Here is a 22,110-nt window from a genome sequence, read left to right as displayed (position 1 = left end):
GCGCGGGGCGAGCCACACCGTTCGGTTGCTCGTGTCGCGGGGGACTGTGGGCGTGGAAAGCGGGCGTCGAGTGTGTTGCGTGGATGTCGTTGAAGCGTGGACGGTTACCGTTCTGCGCGACAATTTCGAAGCCACTAAGTGGTGCGTGCTGGCCTGTTGAATCACCTGTTATAGGGTTTGGTGCAGCGCAGCGGGGTGATTAAAAGGGTTTACGGGGCAGGTGTTGGAAAGCGTGGTAAAGGAATGTACATTGGTACGTGCCACGAATTTTGAAAACATGACTGTTGCTAAATTGGCTGTTGGCCGACAACCTGGCCGAAAGGAGGAGCCGTGGACACGAGAGAAACCATACTCAACCTATTGCTGAAGGATGGTCCGCTTGCTGCCACGGACCTCGCCATCCGGCTTTCCATGTCTGCTGCAGGAGTGCGCAGGCAGCTCGACCTCCTTGAAGGGGAAGGCTTCATCACGGCGACGGAAGCGCGTCAATCGAAGGTGCGTGGACGCGGTCGCCCCGCGAAGAAGTTCATCCTCACCGCAAAGGGGAGGGAACAGTTCGGGCACGGATACGACGAGCTGGCCGTCAACGCTCTGCGCGCACTCCGGAAATCCGGCGGTGAGGATGCCATCATGGTGTTTGCCCGCGAGAGAATTGAGGAAATCCTGCACTCCGTGGAGAAGCAAACCGCCACCGAAGGGGCCGTTTCCGCAGAGGAAGTGGAGGAGCTAGCCCAGAAGTTGGCCGAGGAACTTACTCACCACGGCTACGCTGCCGAGGTGCAGGAGAACAGCAAGGGTGTGCAGCTGTGCACCCATCACTGCCCGATTTCCGAGGTTGCCTCCGAGTTCCCCGAACTGTGCGCAGCCGAGGGGGAGATCATCTCCCGTATTCTTGGACAGCACGTTCAACCGTTGGCAACCATCGCGGATGGAAACGGAATTTGTACGACCAACATACCGATAACACCGATTGATAGAAGGAGCAACGCGTGACGGCACCAACCGACAAGAAGAGGTCGGATGAAGAAATCATCCAGTCCATGTCAACCAAGTACAGCTACGGTTGGCACGATTCCGATACTGCTGGTCAGGCGGCACGTAGGGGCCTGGACGAGGACGTAGTTCGCCATATTTCCGCGACGAAGAACGAGCCGGAATGGATGTTCGAACAGCGCCTCAAGGCACTGGAGATTTTTGAGAAGAAGCCGATTCCCAAGTGGGGCCCGGACCTCTCCTTTATTGACTTCGACGAGTTCAAGTACTTCGTTCGCTCCACCGAGAAGCCGGCGAGCAGCTGGGAAGAGCTCCCGGACGACATTAGAAACACCTACGACAAGCTCGGCATCCCCGAGGCTGAGAAGCAACGCCTCGTCGCGGGTGTTGCGGCCCAGTACGAGTCCGAGGTGGTGTACCACCAGATCCGTGAGGATCTAGAAAGCAAGGGCGTTGTCTTCCTCGATATGGACTCCGGTCTGCGCGAGTACCCCGAGCTTTTCAAGGAGTACTTTGGCTCCGTAGTCCCCGCTGGTGACAACAAGTTCTCGGCGCTCAACGCCGCGGTATGGTCCGGTGGTTCCTTCATCTACGTGCCCAAGGGTGTCCACGTGGACATCCCGCTGCAGGCTTACTTCCGTATCAACACCGAATCGATGGGTCAGTTCGAGCGCACGCTCATCATTGTGGACGAGGGGGCCTATGTGCACTACGTGGAGGGCTGCACGGCACCGATCTACAAGGCGGACGCGCTCCATGCCGCAGTGGTGGAGATCATCGTGAAGGAGAACGCCCGCTGCCGGTACACCACCATCCAGAACTGGTCCAACAACGTGCTCAACCTCGTCACGCAGCGTTCCCGCTGCGAGGCCGGCGGCACGATGGAATGGGTCGATGGCAACATTGGCTCCAAGATCTGCATGAAGTACCCCGCCGTGTGGCTCGCCGGCGAATACGCCAGTGGTTCCGTTCTCTCCGCGGCCTTTGCGGGCGAGGGCCAGATTCAGGACACGGGTGCCAAGATGGTGCACCTGGCTCCGCACACGTCGTCGAACATCGTGAGCAAGTCTGTTGCCCGCTCCGGCGGCCGTGCTGCCTACCGTGGCCTGGTGCAGATTAACGCGAACGCGCACCACTCGACGTCGAACGTGGAGTGCGACGCGCTGCTTGTGGACGATATTTCACGGTCGGATACCTACCCGTACAACGATATTCGCAACGATCACGTGTCCCTCGGCCACGAGGCGACCGTGTCCCAGGTCAGCGAGGATCAGTTGTTCTACCTTATGAGTAGGGGACTCGCGGAGGACGAGGCCATGGCGATGATCGTCCGTGGCTTTGTCGAGCCGATCGCAAAGGAGCTGCCGATGGAATACGCCCTCGAGCTCAACCGACTTATCGAACTTCAAATGGAAGGATCCGTGGGTTAATCAATGGCCGAAACAGCAACAGCCGAAACAGTATCAACAGTCCACGATAACAAGGGCGATCTGTTCGCCTCCTTCGATGTCGCCGACTTCCCGGTTCCGCACGCCAAGGACGAAGTATGGCGATTCGTTCCGCTGCGCCGCCTCAACGGACTCCATGATGGAAGCTTTGACAAGGCAGTTCCCGCTCAGGTCTCCGTGGAGATCCCGGCGGGTGCCGATGGCATCAGCCACGAGGTAGTCTCCCGCGACGATGACCGGATCGGTGTGACCGGGGGCGGCGTCGATCGCGTCTCCGCCCAGGCGTGGACCTCGTCCACTGAGGGGCACGTCATTACCTTTAAGAAGAACTGCCACAACGAGGAGCCGGTCGTGGTAACCATTACCGGCACCGGCGAGGGTGTCACCGCGTTTGGCAACCTCGTCATCGAGGTGGAGGACGGCGCGGATGCTGCCCTGCAGATTCACACGGTGGGCACCGGAACACTGGCAGACAACCACGAATACCTGCTGGGCGACAACGCGCGGCTCACCGTCGTTGTCCACGAGGATTGGGACGATGGAGCGGTGCACCTCGGGTCCGAGGTCGCGCAGCTGGGTCGCGATGCGGTGCTGCGCCACAACGTGGCACTGTTCGGTGGCTCCGTCGTCCGCCTGCAGCCCCGCGTGAAGTTCCTTGCCCCCGGCGGCGATGCCGAACTCCTCGGCGTGTACTTCGCGGATGATGGACAGTTCTTCGAGCAGCGGATGCTCGTTGATCACGCGCAGCCGAATTGCCGTTCCAACGTGCTGTACAAGGGCGCGCTGCAAGGAGATAAGTCAACACGTGCCCGCGAGGCCCGCACGGCGTGGATCGGTGACGTGCTCATCCGCTCGAACGCGCAGGGCACGGACACCTACGAGGCCAACCGCAACCTTGTGCTCACCGAGGGGGCGCGCGCCGACGCGGTGCCGAACCTGGAGATTGAGACGGGCAACATCGTCGGGGCCGGCCACGCTGCCACGGTGGGTCGGTTCGACGACGAGCAGCTGTTCTACCTTATGTCCCGCGGAATCCCCGAGGGTGAGGCGCGCAAGCTCATCGTTCACGGCTTCTTCTCCGAGGTCATCGCTCGTATCCCCGTCGAGGGTGTGCGCGAGACGCTGGAGGCCAAGATCAACGACGAGCTAGCAGGCATTGAGCTCTAGCCGCGCACCAGCTACGCAACTTTCTGCACAGTTTTTCATCAGCATCTACGAAAAGGTTTTTAGATATGTCCACGTTGGAAATCAAGGATCTCCACGCCGTAGTCACCTCGGCCGACGGTAAGACCGAGCCGAAGGAGATTTTGAAGGGCGTGAACCTCACCATCAAGTCCGGTGAGACGCACGCCATCATGGGGCCAAACGGGTCCGGTAAGTCCACTTTGTCCTACACCATCGCTGGTCACCCTCGCTACGAGGTCACCGGTGGTGAGGTGCTTCTCGACGGTCGCAACGTCCTCGATATGGCTGTGGACGAGCGCGCTCGCGCTGGTCTCTTCCTGGCGATGCAATACCCGGTAGAGGTGCCCGGCGTTTCCACCGCCAACTTCCTCCGTTCGTCCGTGTCCGCCGTCCGTGGCGAGGCCCCCAAGCTGCGCGATTGGATGAAGGAAGTCCGCACCGCGCAGGACGAACTGAAGATTGACAAGTCTTTCAACGAGCGCTCCATCAACGAGGGCTTCTCCGGAGGCGAGAAGAAGCGCCACGAGATCCTCCAGCTCGGCCTACTGGCCCCCAAGTTCGCCATCCTCGACGAGACGGATTCCGGCCTCGACGTGGACGCGCTGCGCATCGTCTCTGAGGGAATCAACAAGTACCAGGAGCGTACCGGTGGCGGCATCCTCATGATTACGCACTACAAACGCATCCTGGACTACGTCAAGCCCCAGTTTGTCCACGTGTTCTCTGACGGCAAGGTGGTCTACTCCGGTGGCCCCGAACTCGCCGACGAGCTCGAAGCCGAGGGCTACGAAAAGTACGTCAAGTAGGCACACCGTGTATCATCTTCCTGCCCCGGACTACACCTGATGTAGGTTCCGGGGTCCAGGACAGCCGGGCAGCACAGCGCGAGCCCGTTCACATCAGACCAGCAAGAAAGAATGTCATCGAAGATGAACGAATTTCTCACACGTGAGGGAACCCTGGACGTCGATCGTGTTCGCGGCGAGTTCCCCATCCTGTCCCGCACAGTTCGCGATGGTAAACCGTTGGTGTACCTCGACTCGGGTGCGACCTCGCAGCGGCCCGAACGCGTCTGGCGGGCAGAGGAGGAGTTCGTTCTGCACAATTTCGCCCCGGTCCACCGCGGCGCGTACGAGCTGGGTGAAGACGCCACTGATTCCTACGAATCGGCACGCGCGAAGATCGCAGCCTTCGTCGGAGCCGAGGGCGAGGAGATTGCCTTTACCAAGAACGCGACCGAGGCCCTCAACGAGGTAGCCTTCATCCTTTCGGATAAGCGCGCGGGGGATCTCTACGTGGGCGAGGGTGACACCGTTGTTGTCACCGAGCTAGAGCACCACGCCAACCTTGTGCCGTGGCAGGAATTGTGCCTGCGTACGGGCGCGACGCTCAAGTGGTACAAGGCAACCGACGATGGCCGCATCGACCTGGACTCGCTCGAGTTGGACGATTCCGTCAAGGTTGTGGCATTTACCCACCAGTCCAACGTGACCGGTGCGGTAGCGGACGTGGAGGAGATCGTCCGCCGGGCGAAAACCGTGGGCGCGATGACTGTGCTCGATGCCTGCCAGTCCGTCCCTCACATGCCTGTCAATTTCCACGAGCTCGGCGTGGATTTCGCCGGTTTCTCAGGCCACAAGATGTGTGGTCCCTCCGGCGTCGGTGTCATGTACGGGCGCAAGGAACTGTTGGAGCAGCTCCCTCCGTTCTTGACGGGAGGCTCGATGATTGAGGTGGTCACCATGGAGAAGACCACCTTCACCGACATCCCCACTCGCTTTGAGGCTGGCACCCAGATGACCAGCCAGGTGGTGGGCCTCGGCGCCGCCGTGGACTTCCTCAACGAGGTGGGAATGGAGGCCATCCATGCGCACGAGCAGAAGCTCACCGCCTACGCCCTGGAGAAGCTCAAAGAAATTGATGGGCTCACTATCCTGGGGCCACTGACCGCTAAGAACAGGGGTGGCGCAATCAGCTTCAAGCTTGACGGCGTCCACCCGCACGACATGGGCCAAGTGCTCGACGACTCCGGCATCTGCATCCGCGTCGGTCACCACTGCGCGTGGCCGATCCATAGGAGCGCTTGCATGCAATCGACGGGTCGAGCCTCGTTTTACCTGTACAACACATTCGATGAAGTTGACCAGTTGGTTGCTGGGCTTCACCGGGTCAAAGGATTCTTCGGAGTGTAGCAATGCGACTTGAACAGATGTACCAGGAAGTCATCCTGGACCATTACAAACACCCGCAGCACGCGGGCTTGAGGGAGCCCTTTGACGCAGAGGTTCACCACGTGAACACCTCGTGCGGCGACGAGCTGACGCTCCGCGTCAAGCTATCCGACGATAAGAAGACCGTAGAGGACGTGTCCTACGATGCCGAGGGGTGTTCCATTTCCCAGGCGGCCGTGGATGTCCTTACCGAGGAGGTCATTGGCAAGCCTCTGGACGAGGCGCTAGATAAGCTCGCCGAGTTTGAGAAGATGGTGACCTCCCGGGGTGAGTACGAGGGCGACGAGGACCTCATCGGCGATGGTGTCGCATTCGCTGGGGTGGCCCAGTACCCAGCGCGTGTGAAGTGCGCCCTGTTGGGGTGGAAAGCCTTTGAAGCCGCCGTGGGCGAGGCTTAGCAATAAAGACAACGACGACAAAGGATACATCTGACTGTGACCACTGAAGATAACGAGTACACCCCGCAGACCAGCGCGGAGGCGGCTGCATCGCACGAGGCTGCTGCGCCCGGGGATGCTACCGGTTTCTCCGCCCCGCAGCCTGCAGGCGAGGAGCTTCCGGCGCAGCGACCGCCGCAAAGTGAGGAAGATTTCGAGCTCGCCTCCGACGTGGAGGAGTACCTGCGGGACGTCATCGACCCGGAGCTCGGCATCAACGTTGTTGATCTGGGCCTGGTTTACGATATCTGGATCGAGCGCGGCGACGACAAGACCACCGCCGTGGTGAACATGACTCTTACTTCCCCGGCCTGCCCGTTGACGGACATGATTGAGGAACAGGCGGCGGGTGCCGTTATGACCCACGATTTGGTGGATAAGCTCACTATCAACTGGGTGTGGATGCCTCCGTGGGGTCCGCACATGATTACCGAAGAGGGCCGCGAGCAACTGCGCGCTTTGGGCTTCTCCGTCTAATCAGGGTTCGCCTGTACAAGCAAGCGAGGACGTGCCAAACTTCTGGCGTCCTCGCCTTTTTGCGCTTAAGCATGGCCGGTTCAGCAGGCAAAAATGCACTGAGCCAGAACTTGGGGGAGAGTAGGTCGTGGCCGATCCGGGGGATCGGCGCTTACCTGATCCCGGCACGGTAGTCATCGGGGTTTCCCAACCCAGGCACGTGAGACGATCGTGCAGGTTAGGTCGCAGCTAGCAGAGGCGGAGGAAAACCTAGGAGGCGATTGACGTACACCGTGTTTCCCTTTGACATGAGCTGGGCCCCTTGGAGCCCGAGCCGGGTCCGCTGGAACCTCAGCTGGACCCCATGGAACCCGAGGTGGTCTTCACCGGGGCAGGGAATATTCAGCGGTGCCCGGGCAACTGTGCTCCCGAGGAGTGGCTCACGGGGACGGTTCAGTGGTCCGTCAGTTGCGTCTCGCATACAAGACTGAGGGTAAAGATTTTCGCCTCGACTGCTGCGCACGCTGGGTAAAATCGGTAAGGGTTGATTAATTGGACAACCCTTAAAAGCTACCGAAAGGTTCGAGAATGGAAACTGTCAAGGTCGGAGTAGGGGCCCTATCGATCGAGGATGTTGTCAACGTAGCTCGTTACGACGCGCCCATCGAGATCACCGACGAAGCCCTTGTCACCATGGGGGAGACTCGCAAGCGGGTGGAAGAACTTGCCAGCAACCCAACACCCGTCTACGGGATTTCCACCGGATTCGGTGCACTGGCAAAACGGCATATCCCTGCCGAGATGCGCGCCACCTTGCAAAAGTCCCTAGTACGCTCCCACGCTGCCGGGTCTGGGCCGGAGGTGGAACGCGAAGTAATCCGTGCCCTCAATCTCCTTCGTATTAGCACGCTGTGCACGGGGCGCACCGGTATTCGGCCGGAGGTGGCCCAGTGCTACGCCAAGCTGCTCAATGCGGGCATTACCCCCATCGTGCATGAGTACGGCTCGCTTGGTTGCTCCGGGGATCTCGCACCCCTGGCCCATAGCGCGCTTGTGCTGCTCGGCGAGGGGCGCGCCCGCACCAAGGATGGCACGGAGATCACTGGTGCTGAGGCGTGTAAAGCCGCCGGCTTCGAGCCGATTGAGCTGAAGGAGAAGGAAGGCCTCGCTCTGATCAACGGCACCGATGGTATGCTGGGGCAGTTGTGCCTCGCCATCGACGATATCCGCAAGTTGGTCACCACGGCGGACATTGCGACTGCGTTGTCTCTCGAGGGCCTCACAGGCACGGATACCGTCTTTGCCGCAGACCTGCAGGAACTGCGCCCGCACCCGGGCCAGGCGGTCGCGGCCGCGAACGTACTGGCGCTCGTCAAAGACTCGGAGATTCTTGCCCGGGCAGCGGAGGATTTTGCCCAGAACCAGGTGCAGGATGCCTACTCGGTGCGCTGCAGCCCACAGGTTGCAGGCGGTGTGCGGGATACTCTTTCGCACGCCATTACCGTTGCAAACAACGAGCTCGCTGCCGCGGTGGACAACCCGGTGGTCGCCCTGGATGGACGGGTGACCTCCAACGGCAACTTCCACGGTGCCCCACTGGCTTACGTCTTGGACTTCCTCGCCATCGTTACCGCGGACCTTGCCTCCATCTCGGAGCGGCGAACCGACCGATTCCTCGATCCAGCCCGCAACCGAGGGCTCCACGCGTTCCTCGCTGACGACCCAGGCGTTGATTCCGGACATATGATCGCACAGTACACGCAGGCCGCCATTGTGAGCGAGATGAAGCGCAACGCCGTTCCGGCGAGCGTGGACTCCATCCCGTCCTCGGCGATGCAAGAAGACCACGTCTCCATGGGGTGGTCTGCGGCGAGGAAGCTGCGCCGCAACGTCGACGGGTTGACTCGTGTGCTCGCTATCGAGATCCTCACCGCGGCACGCGCCATCGACATGCGGGAAGGAAAACCGGGTGTGGGAACTGGAGCGGTGGTCAGCCTCCTGCGCGAGAATGTGGAGGGCCCAGGCCCGGATCGCTTCCTTGCCCCGGATATTGAGAACACGGTCCAGCTCGTCCAATCGGGTGAGATCGTGACAGCCGCACGCGGAGCCGTCGACAAGCTTGGTTAGAATGGGCACAGACTAACCGGGAGCGATGGGCTGGCCGGACGGAAGAATTTCTACCGTTTGACCAGCCCCTTTTGTCTGCCCCACCGGAGTCAGGCGCACCGGTGATGTGGACAGGGCCAGGCGAACGGCTCAGGCCTGCGTGGTTTCCTCGATGAGAGACGTCGCGTCGCTGACGAGGCGGGCAGCTACCTTCGCAGTGCGGTCATCAACGTCGTAGGTGGGGTTGAGCTCGACAATGTCGATCAACTTCACCTTATTCGTGTGGATGCAGGCGGCGAGGCCGTCACGGATGGTGTTAAGCGGGACGCCCACCGCGGCCGGGGCGCTTACACCCGGGGCGACCGCCGCCGGCAGGACATCGAGATCGATGGACACGTGAAGGATGTCAACGTCCCGTGCCGCCATGGCAATGATGTCCTCCACCGATTGCCGACGCAGCTCGTCGTCGGTGACAACGGTGACACCGAGGCGCTCGGCCTCATCAAAGAGCACCCGCGTGTTGTTGGGGCGGGAAATGCCCACCACGGTGTAGCGAAAATCGTCCACTGCCTCGGCGATCTGCTTAAAAGGTGTGCCGGAGGTCGGGCGATCGGCCGTGCGCAGATCGAAGTGTGCATCGAAATTGATGATGCCGATCCTCGCCTCGCCCACGCTGCGCACGAGCCCCATGTGTGTGCCGTACGCGGTCTCGTGGCCGCCACCCACGACGATGCACGTGCTGCCGGCGCCAGTCACGGAGGACACCGCCTGAGTGAGTGCCTGGTGGCCGCCCTCGAGGTCCTCCCCGTCAACGGAGATGATGCCCCCATCAAAGGTGGGAATCGAGTGGTGGACGGCGAGACTCCCCAGCGCTGTGAGCGCCTTGGCAGGCCCCTCATGTGCGCCCACACGACCGTGGTTTCTCCGCACACCCTCGTCGGAGGCGAAGCCAACGATGGTGACGCTGGTGGTGGGCAGTGATGGCCCTGAAGTAGCGGATTGCTCATTGAGAGGGTTAAACGGGAGGGGAGAGATGGTGGTGAACCATCGGGCGTGTTCGGGGCCGTCGCCATCGTTTCGCCCGGACCAGGAAAATGTGGGGGAGTAGCTCATATTCCTAAGCATATTAGGTAATCTAACAAGTATGTCCCACGTCCCTGCTGCCGCGAATACGCTTCGCATCCTCACCCTGCTCTCCACCCTCGACACGCCTGTCAGTGCAGCACGGATTCAACAGGAACTGGGGCTTCCGCGTTCGACCACGTACCACCTCCTCACCGTGATGATCGAATACGGGTACGTGATGTACGTGCCGGAACGCCGTGCTTTCGGCCTTGGTATCGCCGCATATTCCATGTCGGGCGCGTACGCCACGCAGCAGCCACTCGTGCGGGCCGCCGCCCGCCCGGCGAAACACCTGGCAGACATGGTGACGGGAACGTGTCACGTGTCCCGGATCGTGGGCGATGAGGTGTTGTACATGCTCGAAGTGCCCTCGGCTAATGCGCCCCGGCTCATCACAGGGGAAGGGGTCCGGCTCCCCGCAATGAAGACGGCGTCGGGCAAGGCAATGCTCGCCTTCATGGATGACACGCGCATCTCCGCGGTGTTGGGCCACGTCCCGGCCGAGCTGCGGGAGGTCTGTGAGCGAGGCTACGCCGAGGAGATTGAGGTGGTGGCACCCGGACAGGAGACCGTGGCCGTGCCGATCCTCAACCACCTGCACAAGCCCGCAGCAGCGCTGGCGGTCACCTTCGCTAAAGGATCATTGACTAAGGATGTCAGAGAGACCCTCGTGGAGGATCTCCAGATCCGGGCTGCGGGGTTGGAAAAACGCGTGTTTGGGCAGTCCACCCGGCGTTAACGTGGAGTGGCCGCGAGCAGCGGAGCCTTTGTCGGGTGGAGTCCGAGGGCCCCGCACCCGGGGCTAAAAGCTCAGTCTCCGTGTCTGGTATTTCAGACAAATGGGTACTGAAAATGGACTATTGAACGCGCCATCTCCCCCTAGAGTGGGTGGAAGAAACACACATTCCTCCCATCCCTCGTGTTGGTTCCGCATGTGGCACCCCTCCCACGTGTGCTGCGAGTACGGAGCCACAGGCAAGAAAGGTTGCGCTGTGAACCCTTACCTCTCCACCCCCGGACATGGACCCCGCGAAGTGCACGCACCCCGGGGCACCACGCTCAACGCCAAGAGCTGGCAGACTGAAGCCCCGCTGCGGATGCTCATGAATAACCTCGACCCAGAGGTGGCAGAAAAGCCGGACGAGCTCGTGATCTACGGTGGCACGGGGCGCGCAGCCAGGTCGTGGGAAGCGTTCGACATGATCGTCGAGACGCTCAAAGAGCTGGAGGATGATGAAACGCTGCTCATCCAGTCCGGCAAGCCCGTAGGCGTGCTCAAGACCAACGAATGGGCCCCGCGCGTGCTCATCGCCAACTCCAACCTTGTAGGCGATTGGGCCACGTGGGAGGAGTTCCGCCACCTCGAGGACGAGGGCCTCATCATGTACGGGCAGATGACCGCGGGATCGTGGATCTACATCGCCACGCAGGGGATACTCCAGGGCACTTTCGAAACCTTCGCGGCGATCGCCCGCAAGCGCTTCGGGGGAACACTGGCCGGCACGATCTCACTCACCGGCGGCTGCGGCGGCATGGGTGGCGCACAACCGCTCGCCGTCACCCTCAACGGGGGCGTTGTCATCATCGCCGACGTGGACCGGGGGCGGCTGGAACGCCGCCAGTCCAAGCGGTACCTCGACACCATCGCCGAGAGCATCGACGATGCCGTCGCGCAGGCGAACAAGGCCAAGGAAGAAAAACGCACGCTGTCCATCGGCCTGGAGATCAACGCCTCGGAGCTCTTCCCGGAAATGCTGCGGCGACACAGGGCGGGGGAGATCCACATTGACATTGTCACGGACCAAACGTCCGCCCACGACCCGTTAAGCTACCTCCCACAGGAGATCCCCTTTGACCGGTGGCATACGGAGGCCGCCGATGACCCGCAGACCTTTACCAAGAAGGCGCGTGAGTCCATGGCCGCGCAGGTCCAGGCGATGGTTGAGTTCCAGGACGAGGGTGCCGAGGTGTTTGACTACGGCAACTCCATCCGCGACGAGGCCCGCAAGGCCGGCTACAACCGGGCGTTTGAGTTCCCGGGTTTTGTTCCCGCCTACATCCGGCCCCTGTTCTGCGAGGGCAACGGCCCCTTCAGGTGGGCGGCGCTGTCGGGCGACCCGCAAGATATCAAGGTCACCGATGATGCCCTGCGCGAGCTGTTCCCCGAAAACGAGCATCTCATCCGCTGGCTCGACGCGGCCGAGGAGTATGTCGAGTTTGAAGGCCTCCCAGCCCGTATCTGCTGGTTGAGCTACGGCGAGCGGCACAAGGCCGGCCTCAAGTTCAACGAGCTCGTCCGGGATGGCAAGATTTCCGCCCCCATCGTTATTGGGCGCGACCACCTGGACTCCGGCTCGGTGGCGAGCCCCTACCGTGAAACGGAGGGGATGATCGACGGCTCCGATGCGATCGCCGATTGGCCGATCCTCAACGCCCTGGTCAATACCGCCTCCGGCGCCACATGGGTATCGTTCCACCACGGCGGCGGCGTGGGAATTGGCCGCAGCCTTCACGCGGGCCAGGTCACCGTTGCCGACGGCACGAAGCTTGCCGCGAAGAAGCTGGAGCGAGTGCTCACCAACGACCCGGCGATGGGCGTGATCAGGCACTTCGATGCCGGCTACAACCGCGCCCGCGACGTCGCCGAGGAACTCGGAGTGCGGATCCCCATGGAGTTCCGCTCCCGCGAGAACTAACAGCCCCCGGCGGGTCGCCCGAACAACCGCGTGTCACGGCGCACAGTTGTAGTAAGCCCCAGAGGCTAGGCGGTGGGGACCCGCCGCCTAGCCCAACGCGGGGTACCGAGGACTCTTACGTCTACCGTGGTCTTCTCCTTTGAAAGAACCGGTTACCGCGGGTTTCGGTAGCCTGGGCTGGACAGCGCGTGATGCCAGCCCACCCTGTCTTACCAATCGCACAATTTTCGGAAGGTACAAAGTGTCCACTCTGTTTACTGGAATCTCTGAGCTCCGCACAGTCAGCGAGGGAACAATCGAGGACGCTGCGCTCGTGGCCGACGCGGGGTGTGTCGCGTGGGTTGGCAAGGCCGGTGCCGCTCCCGCCGCAGATGAGCGTGTCGATTTCGGTGGACTCGCGGTTCTGCCTGGGTGGGTGGATTCCCACACCCACATGGTGTTTGACGGCAACCGGGCCAACGAGTTTGAGGCACGCATGGCAGGTGAGTCTTACGCTGCGGGTGGCATTCGGGCCACCATGTCCGCCACCCGGCAGGCGGGGGAGGCACGTCTTCGCTCATTGGTGGCGGAAAGGACGCAAGCCTGCCACGCTGGGGGAACGACAACGGTGGAATCAAAGACCGGCTATGGGCTCGATATCCCCACCGAGGTTCTTTCAGCGAAGATCGCCGGCGACTACTGCGACGACATCACGTTCCTCGGCGCCCACGTGGTGCCACCGGAGTGGGATGCTGATTCCTACACCGACCTCGTCGCCGGCGACATGCTCGATGCCGTGGCCGAATACGTGCAGTGGATCGATGTGTTCTGCGAGGAGGGGGCTTTCACCGCCGAACAGTGCAGGGCCGTTTTGGAAGCCGGCAAAAAGCACGGGCTTGGCCTCCGCGTTCACGGAAACCAGCTGGGCGAGGGGCCAGGAATCCAGTTGGCCGTGGAGATGGGTGCCGCGTCGGTCGACCACGTCACGTTCCCCTCCGACGGCGACATCGAGGCGCTGGCGGGCTCGGAGACGGTGGCAACGATGCTCCCCGGTGCCGATATTTCCACCCGGCACCCGCTGGCACCGGGGCGTGCGCTCCTCGATGCCGGCGTCACGCTGGCCATCGCCAGCGACTTGAACCCCGGCACGTCCTACACCTCCGCGATGAACTGGTGCGTGGGGACAGCTGTGTTGCAGGCTCACCTCACCTTTGAGGAAGCGCTGGAGGCCGGAACACTCGGCGGGGCCATGGCGCTTCGCCGCCACGATGTCGGCGGAGGCAAGGATGCCCAGGGCCGCCCCGCCGTCGGTGCGCTGTCCGTCGGCTGCGCCGCCAACCTCCATGTGCTCAACACGCCGCACGCGGTCGACATTGCCTACCGGCCGGGAATGCCACTGGATTTCCACACGTACATCATGGGTAAGCGCGTGTTTTAAACTCTGCGTGAAAGCCCTACCGGGGATGTCCTACGCGACTGCTCCCAGCGGAGCGTGTGCAGGTAAGCAGGTAACGCCTCGTGGCGTGGAGCTTGCCTGCGCCCCACAGTGCTTGTGCAAACTGCGGGGCGGGCCACGGCACGCGTGCCATGGGCTTACCACGTCCGTGCACTACCAGCTGCAGCCACGCCTAACGGTTCGAATTCGGGCTACTACGCCTCGCGGTGTGAATTTCGCGTGATTATTTCAGGTATTCACTGTGAACCATCGTGGCCCCCCTTGGGGCGGTGTACCCTGTTTTCCAGTGCAATGACCTGGTCAAAGGAGAATCGTAGTGCAGGCGCTGGAACTCATCCTTGTTCTCTTCACAGTCATCCTGGTCTCATCCGTTTTGGACCAGGTTCTCACCAGGCTGTCGCTGCCCCTAGTGCAGATCGCGATGGGAGTGATCGGCGCACTCATCATCGGGGAGCCTTTTAAACTCACCTTTGATTCTGAACTGTTCTTGGTGCTGTTCATCGGGCCTTTGCTGTACGACGAGTCCCAGCACGTGGCCAAGCGAGCCATGATGAAGAACGCGGGTGCCATCCTTTCCCTGGCCATCGGGCTCGTGGTGGCAAGTGTTTTCGCCGTTGGCTTCACTCTCCAATGGATTGTCCCTTCCATCCCGCTCGCGGCCGGGCTTGCCCTCGGCGCCGCGTTGGGTCCTACCGATGGGGTGGCGGTGTCCGCCCTGTCGAAATCGACAACGCTGAGCGACCGCCAAAGTGCGATTCTGTCAGGCGAATCCCTCATCAATGATGCCTCCGGCATCGTCAGCTTCCAGTTCGCCGTTGGGCTTGCTGTCACAGGAATTTTCTCCGTCAAGGATGCAGCGACCACCTTCGCCATCTCCTTTGGTGGTGGCCTCGCGTTTGGTGTGCTTATGGGCATCGTCGTGATCATGATTCAGCGGGCCGTGCGCGGCATCGGGCTCGAATCCACGGTGTTCCACGTGACGTTTGAGATCCTTACCCCGTTGTTTATCAACTTGCTGGCCGAGAAGCTGGGCGTGAGCGGGATCCTCGCCGTTGTCGCGGCCGGACTGCTCATCGCCTTGATCCCCACGCGCAGCACCGTGTACGCCGCCCGGGTATCCCTCGTCTCTGAGGGCGTGTGGGAGGTCATGGCCTTTATCCTCAACGGTGTGGTGTTCGTGTTCTTGGGTTCCCACCTGCCCAGCATCTTCACCCACGAGTGGGAGGATGATTCCAAACCGTTGTCGCTGGCCACGGCTGTTATCGTTCTCACCGTGGTCATCACTGTCTTACGGTTCCTGTGGATTGTTGTCCTCGACTTGGGGGCTCGCAAGCGTGGGTCGATCCCGCACGACCTGCCCTGGGGCGCGTTCTTCCTTCAATCGTGCGCCACAACCCTGGGCGGCCCCAAGGGTGCCGTCACGCTTTCCATCGCGCTGACACTGCCGCAATCCCTGCAGGGCACCAATGGCGCCCTTATCCGCGACGAGCTGTTGTTCCTCGCCTCCGGGATCATATTGTGCACCCTGTTGTTGGCGAACTTCGTGCTGCCGGTGCTGGCACCCGCTCAGGATTCGCAGGAGGATGAAGCAAGAGATACTGCCGTCCGCGTGCTTGTGAAACGGCGACTCATTGAGGCTGTGCGTGACGAACTCGGGCAGGAGCACCCCCGCGGCGTCTCGCTTCTCATCGCCAGGTACAACCGAGAGATCGGGGAGCTGACCATGGGGAAAGAGTTTGAGAGTGCTGTAGGTGAGCAGCGGACCAACTTGCTCCGGGAACAGGCGCGCTACCTGGAGCAGCTGCATCGAGCCGGCGAGATCGACCAGTCCGTGTACGTGGCATTTAAGCAAGCCAACGAGAGGCTGATGAGAGCGGTGAAGATGCGGACTTCGCAGCGTTTGAGCCTTCGCCGGATCGCCATGCGCCTGCGCAGGGGATTGAGAGACCGGGTCTTGAGAACCGGGAAGGCATCCCGCCCCGAGGTGTCCCAGGAAATCCTCGATGTCCGCGGTAAGTTTGCCCGTTTTAACCTCAACTACCTGCAGGGTCTCACGCCCGAAACCGAGGCGAGCAGGCATGCGACCGACTTCCTCATCATGGAGAACCAACGAACGCTCACGCTGCTGGGCAACATGCAGGCCGGACAGGGCACAACGATGACGCTCGCAGCCGAGCAGAACATGCTGGAGGTGGAGGCCTTGCGCCTTGAGCTGGGGTGTATCCAGGAGCTGCGCGAACAGGGAGCTATCACTACCGCGGAGGCCTCGAAGCTTCGCGACGAGGTGTACCTGCTGCAGATGAACCTGTCCGACTACGGTGCCCAGTAAATCAGTGCGGAACGAGCCTGCCACCAGTCCAGATCATCGCGCCTCTGCGTATGTTCGCGGTGACAGGGTAAACACCACGCCCGCGCGAATGCCGTGAAAGAAAAAGAGGTCGCCGGCTACGCCGGCGACCTCGCCTCGAACCCTTGGGTTCGGCTGCCTCGAATTTACTTGTCTAGTTCGCGATTACGGATCGTCCGCTTGACGGTATCCTGGCCTTCCGCAATGACACGGTGCAGTGCGGACGGGTGATCGGAATCGAGCAGCACCTGCGCTGTGTCAACGGTGTCCTGAGTGGGGGCGTAGTGCGGGAAGAGCCCCTCCACTATCTGCAACGCAGTCTCCGAGCTGAAGTCCTTCCACATCCGCGGAGCCAAGGCGAAGTAGTCCTTGGCAAACGGCTGAAGAAGCGGGGCGGAGCCAGCAAACGTGAGGCCCTCGAGCTTGTGGCGGCGCTCCAGGTTGCTCATGGAACGGCCCGTGTCCGTCAGCTCCTTCCACACCCGGGTCTTGACCTCCTTGGTGGGAACGGCGGCCTCGGCACGCCACGCGGCGTTTTGCCCGGAGGAGAGCTTATCCTCCGCACGCATCTCGGCGATGCGGGCCTCGGGATCGTCGATGGCACCGGCGGCAATGAGTGCCGTGAGAGCCTTCCACTTGAGCTCAGCGTCAACCTCCACGCCCTTGATGGAGGGAGCACCATCGAGGATGGAGCGGAAGAACTCCTTCGCTTCCTCTGCGGGAATTACCTGCAGCAGCTGGTTGACAAAGGCCACCTGGCGGAAGCCCTCAGTCACCTTCGCGCCCTCCAGCAGGGTGGTGGCAAGAAGGGCATTGCCCTCCTTTTCCGCCCACTCGGGATCCGAGTAGCGGACGATAGCTGTAGTCGCCTGGGCGAGAATCTGGCCGAGCACGGCCGTTTCCTTCTCCACCGGTGCACCACGTCGGACGAGCTCTACAAAGTCACGGCCACGCATCTTCCCGTTGCGGGTCATCTGCCAGGCGGAAGACCAACACAGCGCGCGGGCCATCGGGTCCTCGATGTCGCCGATGTGCTCCTGGATGAAGCTGAGGGAGTCGGGGTCGAGCTCCATGATGGCGTAGGTGAGGTCGTCATCGTTGACGATGACGAGATCGGCGGCATCCTTGCCCACAAACTCTTCGACGTCCTTGGACGCGGAATCGATGTCCACCTCAACCCGATCGGTGCGGGTGACCTTGCCGCGGACAAGCCTGTACAAACCGACACCAATGCGGTGCGTGCGGAACTCACCCTCGCCGGGCTGGGCCCCATCCTGCTCCACAGCAAACGAGGTGTACTTGCCGTCCTCCACCGTGAACTTCGGGCGCAGGGCGTTGACTCCCGTGGTCTTCAGCCACTGGTGGGCCCAGTCGCTGAGGTCGCGCCCGGACGATTCGGAGAGCGAATCCAAGAGATCATCGAAGGTGGCGTTGCCAAAGGCGTGGCGGGCGAAGTGGAGGCGCACGCCCGCGAGGAATGCATCCTGGCCCACGTAGGCCGCGAGCTGCTTGAGCACGCTCATGCCCTTGGCATAGGTGATGCCGTCAAAGTTCTGCTCCACAGTCTCGATGTCGGTCGCATCGGTGGAAATGGGGTGTGTGGTGGGCAGGGTGTCCTGGGTGTAGGCCCAGGCCTTCTCCACGTTGCAGTACGTCACCCATGCGGTGGAGTACTTGGTGTTGGCCACCATCGCCGTGGCCGAGGACCACGTGGCAAAGGACTCGTTGAGCCATAGGTCATCCCACCACTGCATGGTGACAAGATCGCCGAACCACATGTGGGCCATCTCGTGGAGGATGGTGTCGCAGCGTCGCTCGTAGCGGTATTCGGTGGGCTTGGAGGTGAACACGTACTCGTCACGGAAAGTGACGCACCCGGCGTTTTCCATCGCGCCCATGTTGTACTCCGGGCAGAACACCTGATCGTACTTGTGGAACGGGTACATGACGCCAAAGACTTGGTGATAGAAATCGAAGCCCTGCTTCGTCTGCTCGAACAGCACGTCCGCGTCAAGGGATGGTGCAATGGACTGGCGGCAGTAGATGGACAGCGGGATGGTGAGCTCGTCGGCCTGGCCCTCGTGCGGGCCGTAGGCGCCTTCCGGAGTCTCCGGGTGCTTGGTGAGCTTGCCTGTCCAGGAATCCTTGACCTCAAAGTACGGGCCGGCGATGAGGGCCACGAGGTACGTGGAGAGCTTGTAGTCAACGTGAGAGGTGTGGGTCTTCGCGCCGTCCTTCGCACTCGTTTCCACCGGGGCGTTGGTGACGATGACGAAGTCATCCGGGGTGACCACTGTGAGGTCGTAGGTGGCCTTGAGGTCGGGCTGATCGAAGCAGGCAAACATCCGCTTCGCGTCGGCGGCCTCGAACTGGGTGTACATGTACACGCGGTTATCGGCGGGATCAACGAACCTGTGGAGGCCCTGGCCGGAGTGGGAATACACGGCATCGGCGGTGATACGTACGGAGTGCTCGCCTTCCGTGAGACCTGTAAGTGCGATACCGTGCTCCTCGTCGTAGCCGGATTCAATGAGCGGAACCGCCGTGTCGGTGATAACCTCGCCATCCAGCATGACCTCTGAGACCTTCCTCGCCCTCAGGTCGATGAACGTATCTCCGGGTTTCTTCACAGTGAAACGCGCGGTGGTGACGGAGCTGAATGTCTCCTCGCCTGTGGTGAGATCGAGGTGGATGTCGTAATGCTCGACGTCGAGCATGTCGCTGCGGTGCTGTGCCTCAAGCTTGGTGAGGTTAACCGAGGTCATGGGTATCCTTTCCTATCCAGGTGTAAGCCATTGGCCGCGGCACTGGCGAAAGCACGCGCCAACTGGACCTTGTCCGAGCCTGCGAGCGTCGCCCAAATGCGGGCCATCCCTTCTAGGGTAGCGCCGGGATACCCTAAAATGAGGAACTTTCTTGCCAGCTCCGGGCGCAGTGAAAACACGCTCTCGATCATCGTCCGGTAGAGAGGTGGTGGAACCGAAAGCAGTGTGCGTAGACACAGCGCTGAGAGGTAGCGATCGGTGCGGAAGCTGGGCTTTTCCCAGGGGAGACGCGGTGACGAACCACCCGTCCCGTGTAACAGGCGGGCCGAAATTGCGTCCACAGTCTCGTCCGCCAGACAAAAAGACGTGGCGATGGAGTACCCCGTAAATGGGTTAACAAAACACGCGCGCGCACCGTAGGGGATGTGTGACCCGGCGTAGCGGGAGGCAAGAAGCGGAATAAACACATCCGCCTCCTCCGGGGGAGTCCGTGTAGCGAGGACGGTGTCCTGGCGGAGCAGCCGCGTCGAATCGAGAGGAATGCGGTAGCTAAACCGATCGCCGGGCATGTCACGGAAGTCCATGAAGACGGTCTCGTGCTCCTGCTGCGAAGCAGCCACAATCTCATCCGTTGCAACCTGGACTGGGCTGCCGGGCGTGTACAGATCACGTGTGCCACGGGCATCGACGATGACGTCAGCACCGAGCTCAGCTGGCGTGACAGTGTCCGCATCGACGAGCTCTCGGTGGACGGGAAAAGTGGTGAGCTTCTGCCACGTACGCTCATTGTCCAGTACTCGGTATTCGCGGTCAATGCGGATCTTCCGCCCGTCGTGGGTGTACACCACCGGGGTGGTAGTTGAGCGTGCAGGGAGATTCTTGGCCCACGCAGGCAGCTCGTCCGTGTACACGCTGAGCACGTGCGGTGCGTACGGTTGCGGGTCCCACGCCTCCACGTGCATCCCGCGGGCCGCGGCACGGTGCGCGAGTGCGAGCCCGGCGGGCCCTTGCCCGATAACTGCCAGTTTCATGAGTTCGATGGTAACCAGGAAAGCCACGGAAAGGTGGTATGTACCGTGGTTGTTGTACACTGTATCGCCGTGATTGTTACGCAGGATTTAGAGGTACGTGTTGGGGCGAGGACGCTCCTTACGGCTCCGGGACAGCACCTTCGCGTGCAGCCCGGCGATCGCATTGGTTTGGTCGGCCGCAATGGTGCGGGAAAGACCACCACGATGCGTATACTCTCCGGCGAAACTGAGCCGTGGCGGGGGAGTGTCACCCGCTCCGGCGAGATCGGCTACCTGCCGCAGGATTCCCGCGAGGGCAACATTGACCAAACGGCGCGCGATCGTGTCCTCTCCGCCCGCGGGTTAGGGGAGATCCAGTCCTCCATGGAACGCCAGCAGGAGATCATGGAGACCACGACCGATCCCAACAAGCAGGCCAACGCCATTAAGAAGTACTCGCGGCTGGAGGAACGCTACCATTCGCTTGGCGGCTATGAGGCGGCGGGGGAGGCCGCCCGCATCTGCGACTCGCTCGGGCTCCCTGCGCGGGTGCTCGATCAACCTCTAAAGACTCTCTCCGGTGGCCAGCGGCGCCGCGTGGAGCTGGCCCAGATTCTCTTCGGATCGACGGCCGGCTCCGGAAAGTCCACGATGACGTTGCTGCTCGATGAGCCCACGAACCACCTGGATAGCGATTCGATCTCCTGGCTGCGCGAGTTTCTGCGCAAGCACGAGGGCGGCCTGCTTGTGATCTCCCACGATGTCGAGCTGCTCAAGGCCGTGTGCAACAAGATCTGGTTCCTCGATGCCGTCCGTGCAGAGGCTGATGTGTACAACATGGGCTGGGAGAAGTACGTTGATGCGCGCGCCACGGACGAAGCGCGCAGGCGCCGCGAGCGCGCGAACGCGGAGAAGAAAGCCGCCGCACTGATGAAGCAGGCCGACAAGTTGGGCGCCAAGGCAACCAAGGCGGCGGCAGCAAAGCAGATGCGTGCCCGTGCCGAGAAGATGGTGGCCCGCACCGATGAGGTCCGCCAGCACGACAAGGTTGCACATATCTCTTTCCCGGATCCGGCACCGTGCGGCAAGACGCCACTCAACGCGACGGGGCTGACAAAGATGTACGGCTCCCTGGAGGTGTTTGCCGGTGTCGACCTCGCGGTGGACAAGGGATCCCGGGTGGTCATCCTCGGTTTCAACGGCGCGGGCAAGACGACTCTTCTCAAGCTCCTTGCCGGTGTGGAGCGCACCGATGGCGAGGGCGGGATCGTCCGTGGCCATGGCTTGAAGATCGGCTACTTTGCGCAGGAGCATGACACCATCGATCAAAGCGCAACGGTGTGGGAGAACACGATTGCTGCGTGCCCAGATGCCGACGAGCAGCAGTTGCGCAGCCTGCTGGGCGCGTTCATGTTCTCCGGCGACCAGCTGCAGCAACGAGCCGGCACTCTCTCCGGTGGTGAGCAGACCCGCCTGGCGCTCGCTACGCTCGTGTCTTCGCGCGCGAATGTTTTGCTACTCGACGAGCCGACGAACAACCTTGATCCCATCTCCCGCGAACAGGTACTTGACGCACTTCGCACGTACACGGGCGCTGTTGTCCTCGTCACCCACGACCCAGGCGCGGTTCGTGCCCTTGCCCCCGAGCGCGTCATCATCCTGCCCGACGGCACCGAGGATCTGTGGAACGACGAGTACATGGACATCGTGGAGCTCACCTAAGCGTGCAGCACCACCGTCTCAAGCCGTGTGGGATACTCCCACGCGGCTTCAATTCTGTTGCCAACGGGTTTCACCCCATCGAGGGGCTTGCTACCGGCCGAATTTGCATCGTATTCGGCCGGCTTTGCCCCAATCTTCCTCGTTTGCGCTCCCT

General features: G+C 61.7%; 16 protein-coding genes. 13 read left to right on the top strand and 3 right to left on the bottom strand.

The window, feature by feature from the left end:
- The first annotated feature begins 330 nt into the window (after positions 1-330).
- The 8 genes from HMPREF1219_RS03000 (at position 331) to hutH (ending at position 8,877) form a co-directional block, all read left to right on the top strand.
- Positions 331-993, top strand: coding sequence for a helix-turn-helix transcriptional regulator (locus tag HMPREF1219_RS03000; protein WP_016457540.1), 663 nt, complete (start codon positions 331-333; stop codon positions 991-993).
- A 47-nt stretch (positions 994-1,040) separates the two neighbouring features.
- Entirely contained in the window at positions 1,041-2,423 is a 1,383-nt protein-coding gene (sufB, locus tag HMPREF1219_RS02995) for a Fe-S cluster assembly protein SufB (protein WP_245554414.1), read from the top strand.
- A 3-nt stretch (positions 2,424-2,426) separates the two neighbouring features.
- A complete protein-coding gene (gene sufD / locus HMPREF1219_RS02990; protein ID WP_016457538.1) occupies positions 2,427-3,608 on the top strand; it encodes a Fe-S cluster assembly protein SufD in 1,182 nt (393 codons plus the stop codon).
- A gap of 65 nt (positions 3,609-3,673) precedes the next feature.
- Complete coding sequence (gene sufC / locus HMPREF1219_RS02985; RefSeq protein ID WP_016457537.1) at positions 3,674-4,432, top strand: Fe-S cluster assembly ATPase SufC; 759 nt, start codon at positions 3,674-3,676, stop codon at positions 4,430-4,432.
- A gap of 123 nt (positions 4,433-4,555) precedes the next feature.
- On the top strand, positions 4,556-5,818 hold the full coding sequence (locus HMPREF1219_RS02980) for a cysteine desulfurase (protein WP_016457536.1): 1,263 nt from the start codon (positions 4,556-4,558) through the stop codon (positions 5,816-5,818).
- Between the two features lie 2 nt (positions 5,819-5,820).
- On the top strand, positions 5,821-6,255 hold the full coding sequence (sufU, locus tag HMPREF1219_RS02975; protein WP_016457535.1) for a Fe-S cluster assembly sulfur transfer protein SufU: 435 nt from the start codon (positions 5,821-5,823) through the stop codon (positions 6,253-6,255).
- A 36-nt stretch (positions 6,256-6,291) separates the two neighbouring features.
- Entirely contained in the window at positions 6,292-6,771 is a 480-nt protein-coding gene (locus HMPREF1219_RS02970; protein ID WP_016457534.1) for a metal-sulfur cluster assembly factor, read from the top strand.
- 567 nt (positions 6,772-7,338) lie between these two features.
- The gene (hutH, locus tag HMPREF1219_RS02965) at positions 7,339-8,877 is read left to right on the top strand and encodes a histidine ammonia-lyase (protein WP_016457533.1); all 1,539 of its coding nucleotides are present in this window, start codon (positions 7,339-7,341) and stop codon (positions 8,875-8,877) included.
- 129 nt (positions 8,878-9,006) lie between these two features.
- On the opposite strand, the gene hutG is transcribed toward hutH, so the two are convergent.
- Positions 9,007-9,969 (bottom strand): formimidoylglutamase, encoded by a 963-nt coding sequence (gene hutG / locus HMPREF1219_RS02960; RefSeq protein ID WP_016457532.1) that lies wholly within the window; start codon positions 9,967-9,969, stop codon positions 9,007-9,009.
- 31 nt (positions 9,970-10,000) lie between these two features.
- Here hutG and HMPREF1219_RS02955 point away from each other — a divergent pair, with 31 nt between their 5' ends.
- The 4 genes from HMPREF1219_RS02955 to HMPREF1219_RS02940 all read left to right on the top strand — a co-directional run bounded on the left by HMPREF1219_RS02955 (position 10,001) and on the right by HMPREF1219_RS02940 (position 16,441).
- Positions 10,001-10,720, top strand: coding sequence for an IclR family transcriptional regulator (locus HMPREF1219_RS02955; RefSeq protein WP_016457531.1), 720 nt, complete (start codon positions 10,001-10,003; stop codon positions 10,718-10,720).
- Between the two features lie 295 nt (positions 10,721-11,015).
- Positions 11,016-12,677 (top strand): urocanate hydratase, encoded by a 1,662-nt coding sequence (gene hutU, locus HMPREF1219_RS02950; RefSeq protein WP_245554384.1) that lies wholly within the window; start codon positions 11,016-11,018, stop codon positions 12,675-12,677.
- Positions 12,678-12,918: 241 nt separating this feature from the next.
- Positions 12,919-14,094, top strand: a complete 1,176-nt coding sequence (gene hutI / locus HMPREF1219_RS02945) for an imidazolonepropionase (protein ID WP_016457529.1) — start codon at positions 12,919-12,921, stop codon at positions 14,092-14,094.
- Positions 14,095-14,428: 334 nt separating this feature from the next.
- Positions 14,429-16,441, top strand: coding sequence for a cation:proton antiporter (locus HMPREF1219_RS02940; protein ID WP_016457528.1), 2,013 nt, complete (start codon positions 14,429-14,431; stop codon positions 16,439-16,441).
- A gap of 164 nt (positions 16,442-16,605) precedes the next feature.
- On the opposite strand, the gene pepN is transcribed toward HMPREF1219_RS02940, so the two are convergent.
- Both pepN and HMPREF1219_RS02930 read right to left on the bottom strand, forming a co-directional pair.
- Positions 16,606-19,224, bottom strand: coding sequence for an aminopeptidase N (gene pepN / locus HMPREF1219_RS02935; RefSeq protein ID WP_016457527.1), 2,619 nt, complete (start codon positions 19,222-19,224; stop codon positions 16,606-16,608).
- On the bottom strand, positions 19,221-20,255 hold the full coding sequence (locus HMPREF1219_RS02930; RefSeq protein ID WP_040427151.1) for a lycopene cyclase family protein: 1,035 nt from the start codon (positions 20,253-20,255) through the stop codon (positions 19,221-19,223). Before HMPREF1219_RS02930 ends, pepN begins: the two co-directional genes overlap by 4 nt.
- Before the next feature lie 69 nt (positions 20,256-20,324).
- Between HMPREF1219_RS02930 and HMPREF1219_RS02925 the strand changes: the two genes are divergently transcribed.
- Positions 20,325-21,956, top strand: coding sequence for an ABC-F family ATP-binding cassette domain-containing protein (locus HMPREF1219_RS02925; RefSeq protein ID WP_040426814.1), 1,632 nt, complete (start codon positions 20,325-20,327; stop codon positions 21,954-21,956).
- The last annotated feature ends 154 nt before the right edge of the window (positions 21,957-22,110 follow it).

The sequence above is a fragment of the Corynebacterium pyruviciproducens ATCC BAA-1742 genome, from assembly GCF_000411375.1.
GTDB classification, from domain to species: domain Bacteria; phylum Actinomycetota; class Actinomycetes; order Mycobacteriales; family Mycobacteriaceae; genus Corynebacterium; species Corynebacterium pyruviciproducens.
This window is presented reverse-complemented; position numbering and strand designations above follow the sequence as displayed.

Excerpts from the sequence above, each read along its gene's own strand:
- sufB (WP_245554414.1), top strand. The coding sequence starts at position 1,041 with ATGTCAACCAAGTACAGCTACGGTTGGCACGATTCCGATACTGCTGGT.
- sufD (WP_016457538.1), top strand. The coding sequence starts at position 2,427 with ATGGCCGAAACAGCAACAGCCGAAACAGTATCAACAGTCCACGATAAC.
- sufC (WP_016457537.1), top strand. The coding sequence starts at position 3,674 with ATGTCCACGTTGGAAATCAAGGATCTCCACGCCGTAGTCACCTCGGCC.
- HMPREF1219_RS02980 (WP_016457536.1), top strand. The coding sequence starts at position 4,556 with ATGAACGAATTTCTCACACGTGAGGGAACCCTGGACGTCGATCGTGTT.
- sufU (WP_016457535.1), top strand. The coding sequence starts at position 5,821 with ATGCGACTTGAACAGATGTACCAGGAAGTCATCCTGGACCATTACAAA.
- hutH (WP_016457533.1), top strand. The coding sequence starts at position 7,339 with ATGGAAACTGTCAAGGTCGGAGTAGGGGCCCTATCGATCGAGGATGTT.
- hutG (WP_016457532.1), bottom strand. The coding sequence starts at position 9,969 with ATGAGCTACTCCCCCACATTTTCCTGGTCCGGGCGAAACGATGGCGAC.
- HMPREF1219_RS02955 (WP_016457531.1), top strand. The coding sequence starts at position 10,001 with ATGTCCCACGTCCCTGCTGCCGCGAATACGCTTCGCATCCTCACCCTG.
- pepN (WP_016457527.1), bottom strand. The coding sequence starts at position 19,224 with ATGACCTCGGTTAACCTCACCAAGCTTGAGGCACAGCACCGCAGCGAC.
- HMPREF1219_RS02930 (WP_040427151.1), bottom strand. The coding sequence starts at position 20,255 with ATGAAACTGGCAGTTATCGGGCAAGGGCCCGCCGGGCTCGCACTCGCG.